The organism is Aeromonas popoffii (assembly GCF_000820025.1).
Classification (GTDB): domain Bacteria; phylum Pseudomonadota; class Gammaproteobacteria; order Enterobacterales; family Aeromonadaceae; genus Aeromonas; species Aeromonas popoffii.
The window spans coordinates 1-6,790 of sequence record NZ_CDBI01000093.1; the positions used below are offsets into that span (position 1 = coordinate 1).

General features: G+C 54.4%; 7 protein-coding genes. 6 read left to right on the plus strand and 1 reads right to left on the minus strand.

Annotated elements, in window-relative coordinates:
* Positions 1-28 precede the first annotated feature (28 nt).
* The 6 genes from BN1129_RS20700 (at position 29) to BN1129_RS20725 (ending at position 6,597) form a co-directional block, all read left to right on the plus strand.
* Entirely contained in the window at positions 29-2,122 is a 2,094-nt protein-coding gene (locus tag BN1129_RS20700) for a type VI secretion system Vgr family protein (protein ID WP_042039129.1), read from the plus strand.
* Between the two features lies 1 nt (position 2,123).
* Positions 2,124-2,849, plus strand: coding sequence for a DUF4123 domain-containing protein (locus BN1129_RS20705; RefSeq protein ID WP_042039130.1), 726 nt, complete (start codon positions 2,124-2,126; stop codon positions 2,847-2,849).
* Positions 2,846-3,364, plus strand: a complete 519-nt coding sequence (locus BN1129_RS20710; protein ID WP_042039132.1) for a membrane protein — start codon at positions 2,846-2,848, stop codon at positions 3,362-3,364. Before BN1129_RS20705 ends, BN1129_RS20710 begins: the two co-directional genes overlap by 4 nt.
* 115 nt (positions 3,365-3,479) lie before the next feature.
* Complete coding sequence (locus BN1129_RS20715) at positions 3,480-4,001, plus strand: membrane protein (protein ID WP_042039133.1); 522 nt, start codon at positions 3,480-3,482, stop codon at positions 3,999-4,001.
* Between the two features lie 113 nt (positions 4,002-4,114).
* Positions 4,115-4,612: a membrane protein gene (locus BN1129_RS20720; RefSeq protein WP_042039134.1), complete on the plus strand. Its 498-nt coding sequence runs from the start codon at positions 4,115-4,117 to the stop codon at positions 4,610-4,612.
* 2 nt (positions 4,613-4,614) lie between these two features.
* Positions 4,615-6,597: a DUF2235 domain-containing protein gene (locus BN1129_RS20725; RefSeq protein ID WP_084204717.1), complete on the plus strand. Its 1,983-nt coding sequence runs from the start codon at positions 4,615-4,617 to the stop codon at positions 6,595-6,597.
* On the opposite strand, the gene BN1129_RS20730 is transcribed toward BN1129_RS20725, so the two are convergent.
* Positions 6,590-6,790: IS1 family transposase (locus BN1129_RS20730; RefSeq protein ID WP_244463090.1), on the minus strand; the 201-nt coding region annotated here is incomplete at its 5' end. The two genes, BN1129_RS20725 and BN1129_RS20730, sit on opposite strands and share 8 nt — an antisense overlap.

Below are 6,790 nucleotides of genomic sequence, written 5' to 3' on the forward strand. Positions count from 1 at the left end.
GCGGGCAAGCAGGATAAGGAACAAGGTCATGGCACAGAGCACAGGATTACAATTCACCGTCAAGGTTGGCGCACTGGCTGACAACACCTTTGCGGTCGCGAGCTTCAAGCTGGATGAGGGCTTGAACAGCCCGTTTAGCCTCAAACTGGAGGTGGCCAGCGCTCAGCCCGATATCGATTTCGGTGCTGTGCTGGACCAGCCCTGCGAGCTGCTGGTGTGGTACCACGGCGAGCTGCAGCGCCGGGTATGCGGGGTAGTGAGCGACTTTGCCCAAGGGGACAGCGGCTTTCGCCGTACGCGCTATCAGCTGCGGGTGCAGCCGGCGCTGTGGCGGCTGGGATTGCGCCAAAACTCCCGCATCTTCCAGGCACAGAAGCCTGATGAAATCCTCTCCATTTTGCTGCAAGAGCACGGCATCACCGACTACGCCTTTGCGCTGAAAAACGAGCATGCCCAGCGCGAATATTGCGTTCAGTACCGCGAAACCGACCTCGATTTCTTGAACCGCCTCGCCGCCGAAGAGGGGCTGTTCTACTTCCACGAATTTGAAGCAGGCAAACATCGCATCGTGTTTGCCGACGATGCGGCTGCATTGACCCAAGGCCCCGAGCTGTTCTTTAACCTCGGCAACCGTTCGCTGGAACAGGGTGCCTATGTGCGCCAGTTCCACTACCGCGAATCAGTACGCCCCTCGGATGTAGAGCTCAAGGACTACAGCTTCAAGACCCCGGCTTACGGCCTCTCCCAGAAGAAAATGGGGGCTGAGCTCGAGCACCAGCGCGACACTTACCAGCATTTTGACTATCCAGGCCGCTACAAGCAGGACGGCAGTGGCAAGGCGTTTGCCCAGCACCGGCTCGATGCGCTGCGCAATGACGCGGTCAGCGGCAGTGGCAAGTCCAACAGCGCAGCCCTCTTGCCGGGGCAGACATTTTCACTCACCGAGCATCCGAACGGCAGCCTCAACACCGACTGGCAAATCGTTCATATCCGCCACACCGGCGAACAGCCACAGGCGCTGGAAGAGGAGGGCGGCAGCGGCCCGACCGTGTACCACAACGAATTTGGCGTGGTCAAAGCGAGCACCACCTGGCGCGCCCGCATCGGCAGCCCCGAGGCACCCCACAAGCCGATGGTGGATGGCCCGCAAATCGCCAGCGTGGTTGGCCCTGAAGGGGAAGAGATTTACTGCGACGAGCATGGCCGGGTAAAACTGCAATTTCCGTGGGACAGATATGGCAGTTCCAACGACCAGAGCTCCTGCTGGGTACGGGTGAGCCAAGGCTGGGCAGGCGGCCAGTACGGCATGATGGCCATCCCGCGTATTGGCCATGAGGTCATAGTGAGCTTTTTGGAAGGTGACCCCGACCAGCCCATCGTCACCGGTCGCACCTTCCACGCCACCAACCGCCCCCCTTACGAGCTGCCCGCCAACAAGACGCGCACCGTGCTGCGCACCGAAACTCATCAGGGCGAGGGCTTCAACGAGCTGCGTTTTGAAGACCAGGCGGGGCAGGAAGAGATTTACATCCACGGTCAGAAAGACCTGAACGTGCTAATCGAGAACGACGCGGCCTGGCATATCAAGCATGACGAGCATCGTGACATCGACAACGAGCGGGTGACCCGCATCAAGGCCAACGACCACCTGACAGTGGAAGGCGAGAAGCGCGACCAGATCAAGGCTGACTATTCGATGACGGTGGATGCCTCCCTTCACCAGAAAATCGCACAGGCGTTATTGGTTGAGGCGGGTCAGGAAATTCACTTCAAGTCGGGTCAAAAGGTCGTGCTGGAGGCGGGAGCTGAAATCACCCTCAAAGTTGGCGGCAGTTTTGTGAAGGTTGACCCGAGCGGCGTCACCCTGGTTGGTCCCGGCATCAAGATGAACTCTGGCGGCAGCCCTGGTAATGGGTCCGGCTGGGGCGGACAGGCCCCATTTTTACCGAAAGTTGTCGCTACGGAACCCTCTCCAGAACATGTCACTATCGTGCCACAAATCGCCACCCAGACGAGTGCTGAAGCCTTGTTGAAAACACTTCCGCCCATGGAAAAACCTGTCTGCATCCCTTGCATGCTGAGAGCCATTGCTCAGGGCGATGCCGTGGTGAAGGGAGAGTAAGATGCTACCTGAATCAATCTGGCGTGAAGGAAAGGCAGTTGCTCTGATCGAAGCGGCCCATCTTAGTGCCGAGCAGCGAGAGAAGATGAGTGAGGGGCTGTTTTTGCCGCTCTATCTGCACGATGACCTGTTTGAGCTGGTCAATCTTGGCCCCTGGCTCTGGCAGTGCTCACAACAGGATGAAGGCTTGCTGGCTGAACTCGCCGAGCAGGGGCATGTCGTGGGGCTGATTGACAGCGAGCGACCTGTGGAAACACTGCAAGAGCAGTTGGCGCTTGGGGCAAGAGTGATAGAGCCGGGTGGCAAGTACAGTATGCTGCTGCGGTTCTATACCCCTGACGCCTTGCCCTTGCTGCTTGAGCAGCAGGATGCCCCCTGGCTTGGCGGTATCTTTGGTGGCATCAGTCGTTGGTGGCTGCGGGAGTGCAATGGCAACTGGCGTGAGCTGGTCTTGTCTATCCCCCCGGCAGAACCAGTTCTGGTGCAACTGACCCCGGCACTCTATCAAGCATTGGAAGGATCACCGCAAGCCCATCGACTGCTGGCTCTCTGGCAATCAGGGGATAATATTGCTCAGTTTCCGCCCTGTGAGCGGATGGCCATGGTTCGCAAGGCGCTCGACAAGGCCAAGCAGGCAGGGGCAACCGACGCTCAGTTAATGCTCTGGGGATTGGCCTATCTGGAAGGTGGGCGCTCAGCCTTGGAACAACTCAAGCAATCAGCATGACAGTAGAAAGAAGCCTGCCACGACTTATTTCCACCATGACCACTGCTGCTTGGAATCTAATGCCCCGCTGGGGACGCTGGCTGAGTGCCATTGTGCTGGTGCTCTGGCTGGGATGGGCGTTTCTGTTACAGGAGCGACATGGCGGGGCCTCTATCGTGCTCATGTCGGTGATCGATCGCCCCATCAGTTACGTCTATGTCAATGGCAAGATGGGGAGCAACACGTTGGCGTTTGATGGATTCGGTGCCGGCGGTGGCGGACGTGCAGGCCCCTATCGGCTCGATGGCGATACGGTGAAGATCGACTGGTTGCTGAGTACCACGCGAAACCAATTGGACAAGGAAGGGCTGCGGCCTGAAAAGGACTCTGTCACCCTACCGATGCCCAAGCGGGAAAAGGGGCAGGATGATTTTTGTGTACTGATGCTGCCTGACAATACCCCGATGGTACGCTGGGCCCATAGCTGCCCTGTTGAGCTGGATAGCATTGTTGATACCTATCGGACGAGGAAATAGTGATGGTGGTTAGGGATGACTTGCAGTGCCGGGTAGATCGAGAAGAGAGCCTTCATCAGGCGGGGACCTGCTCACTGGTTGAGCGTTCGGCCCAGGAATAACAAAAGAGACAAGCATGACAGTAGAAAGAAGCCTGACACGATTTATCTCCACGATGGCCACGGCTGCGTGGAACTTGATGCCCCGCTGGGGACGCTGGCTGAGTGCCATTGTGCTGGTGCTCTGGCTGGGATGGACGTTTCTGTTGCAGGAGCGACATGGCGGGGCCTCTATCGTGGTCCATTCGGTGATCAACCGCCCAATCAGTTACGTCTACGTCAATGGCAAGATGGGGGGGAATACAGATGCTTTCGATGGTCTAAACACAAGTGGTGGTACCGCTGGACCTTATCGTATCGATGGCGATACGGTGAAGATCGATTGGTTGCTGAGTACAACGCAGGACCAGTTGGAAAAGGACAGATTGCGGCCCGAAAAGCACTCTATCACCCTACCTATGCCAAAGCGGGAAAAGGGACAGGATGATTTCTGTGTGCTGTTTTTACCCGATAACAAAGTGATGGTTCGTTGGGTTCATAGTTGTCATCTTGATATGGAAGACGTTATCGACCCTTATCGCACGAGGAAAGGAAGATGAACGATCGGGATGATGTGAGGTGCCGTATAGCGCGTGAAAATAACCTCCACCAAGCGGGTCTCGGCTCCTGTTCACTTTCTATTTATGCCGCTAACTAAAAATAAGAGGTTTATATGACCCGGTTTATTTCCACCATGGCCACTGCTGCTTGGAATCTAATGCCCCGTTGGGGACGTTGGCTGAGTGTTATTTTACTGGTGCTCTGGCTGGGATGGAGCTTCCTGTTTCAGGAGCGATATGGTGGGGCCTCGCTGATCGTTATGTCGGTTATGGACAGGCCTATAAGTTATGCATATGCGAATGGGAATATGGGGGGGAATACAGATGCCTTCAATGGTTGGAATGTCGGGGGAAAAACAGCTGGCCCCTATCGGATCGATGGCGATACGGTGAAGATCGATTGGTTGCTGAGTACAACGCAGGACCAGTTGGAAAAGGACAGACTGCGGCCCGAAAAACACTCGATAACCTTGTCCATGCCGAAGCGCGAAAAGGGACAGAATGATTTTTGCGTGTTGTTTTTACCCGATAACAAGCCGCTAGTTCGTTGGGCTGCCAGTTGCCATATCGATATGCAAGATGAGTTTAAGATTTATCGCACGAGGAAATAGTGATGGTGGATAGAGATGACCTGAAGTGCAGAGTAGATCGAGAAGAAAGTCTTCATCAGGCAGGTATTCGTACCTGTTCACTGGCATTGCAGATAGGTTTTTTCTTTGATGGTAACCAACGAAATATTCACGTAGACGAAGAGATCCAACGATTGACTAATGTAGGTCGCCTTTTCAGAGCTCATCCTGAACGCAGGGAGTCGGAACTTGGCTCGTCTTATCTTTACTCGGCTGTTTATGTGCCTGGATTGGGCACTTCTCTTGAAGATACGACTACTGAACGTTTGCATAGCATTCTGGATGCACGACAGCAGGCATTGACTGGAGACTATATCGATGAGTTGGTTGGTCAAGTCAAAGAGACGGCTGTCGATGCTATCAAGGGCAAAGGGGATTGGAGCAAGGTTCTGACTAATAAGTTGGGTGATCTGCTGACGCTAAAAAGCAGTTTTGATGCGTCTTACTCCACCGTCATAAATGCGGTCAAGCGGGGGGCGGTCGAAGTGGTGGCCCCTGTCCGTGATAATTGGTTCGTCGCGGATCTGTTGATGACCGGGGTGGATGCCAGAGTCGATTATGCGAAAAACAAGTTCAAGCAAAATGTGGCGGATGCGAAAAAGCTGAATCAGCTTCCCATCAAGTTGATACAGGTCTCGGTTTTTGGTGCTGATCTGGGGGCTACCCTGGCGCGCCGCTTTATCGAGGAGTTGCTGGAGTCGATCTGTACCAAGAGTGGTGAGGAATACCGCTATGAGGAGAGCAAGGTCGAGATTATCTTTGCTGGTCTGTTCGACTGCAGCCGCCGCGGTCGGCTGGATCAGGGGGATGGGGTCAGTATGCTGGCCGATGCAACAGGCACTGTTTTCAAGGCAGCGGCACCGGCCACTAGCCTGCTGGGTGCCAAGGTAATCGATTATGACAAACCTCTTCACCCTGCAGTCAAGAAGGCATTGCACCTGGTGGCAGCCCATGAAAGACGAGTGTATCGGCCTCTGCTGCCCCTTGGCCCGCTCAAGTCCGATTGGTCTGAGCTGCTTTGCCCCGGTATCAGTGAAGATGTGACAGGGGGCTTGCTGCCCAACGAACAGCGCCCCAGTGCCGAGTTATGTCGAGTGCCGCTAAGAAAGATGTATGACAATGCCCGTGCGGCTCAGGTGCCTTTTCCTAACTTCAGTACGCTGAATAAAAAAGATCCGTATGTGGCGAGCTATTTCATTATGCGTGACAGTCTGGCTGGCTATTCGGTTGAGCATTTTAGCGATGGTTATATGAAGTCGGTGACGGCCAAATACCCCTATGGTAAAGCCCCATCGTCTGAGGGCTTTCAAGTCCACCTCTATGCCTATGCAGACTGGTTGGGCGAGAAGTATCAGGAGTATTTGGCACTGAAGAGGGACGCTGGCCAATGGGATTTCACCAAACGTAGCCAAATTGATGAGCAGTGGGGCTGGCTTGCTCAAGTGAAAGCCGAGGCCGATCAGTTCCTCCGAACCCATTCCAATGCGTTAGGTGGCTACGATGGTTCAGCCGGAATGCGTGGCAGTATCATCTATAAAGCAGCCATTAGAGTGGTTCATCGCAACATTGAAGATGGTTCTCAAAAGACCTCACCGCTTATCGCAGCCTTCTTCAACTATTTCATGCATGACTTCACCGCTGATGACATCAAACGGGCAACCTTGTCACAGCACCTTGGTCACTTCTTCGTTCCCCGTGGCATTGAAGCTATTGATGAAGTGGTAGCCGATAGCAATGAAAATAGATGGAAAATACCACCGCGTGGAATGGGCACCCCGGTTGACATCCGCACGGGTTTAATTGAGAAAAAAGTTGATGCTGTATCATATGTCCCTATAGGGAATGCGCTCAGTAAAATTAATAATGGATTTATGTCTGGGGTGCTGTTGGATGGGGCAATGTTATCTGGTGATAAATGTATGTTTAGCATCGCGGAGAACACTCTGGTGATGCCTCCAATCAGTTGAAATGGTGCTTTTCGATAAAGGCACCAATCACTTTCTCGTGGAGCTCAATGGAACGAGAGAAGCAGATGGTTTTGCGAGCCAATCGCTTGATGCGCGTTCTGAGCGTCAGGTTGTTACGCTCGATACGCTGGGTGAATATCTTCCCGGTCAGATGTGTCTCACTCGGCACCTCCCTGGCGTAACTCCCCCAGTC

Bases quoted from the DNA above. Each gene is read 5' to 3' on its own strand.
- BN1129_RS20700 (WP_042039129.1), top strand. From the start codon at position 29: ATGGCACAGAGCACAGGATTACAATTCACCGTCAAGGTTGGCGCACTG.
- BN1129_RS20705 (WP_042039130.1), top strand. From the start codon at position 2,124: ATGCTACCTGAATCAATCTGGCGTGAAGGAAAGGCAGTTGCTCTGATC.
- BN1129_RS20710 (WP_042039132.1), top strand. From the start codon at position 2,846: ATGACAGTAGAAAGAAGCCTGCCACGACTTATTTCCACCATGACCACT.
- BN1129_RS20715 (WP_042039133.1), top strand. From the start codon at position 3,480: ATGACAGTAGAAAGAAGCCTGACACGATTTATCTCCACGATGGCCACG.
- BN1129_RS20720 (WP_042039134.1), top strand. From the start codon at position 4,115: ATGACCCGGTTTATTTCCACCATGGCCACTGCTGCTTGGAATCTAATG.
- BN1129_RS20725 (WP_084204717.1), top strand. From the start codon at position 4,615: ATGGTGGATAGAGATGACCTGAAGTGCAGAGTAGATCGAGAAGAAAGT.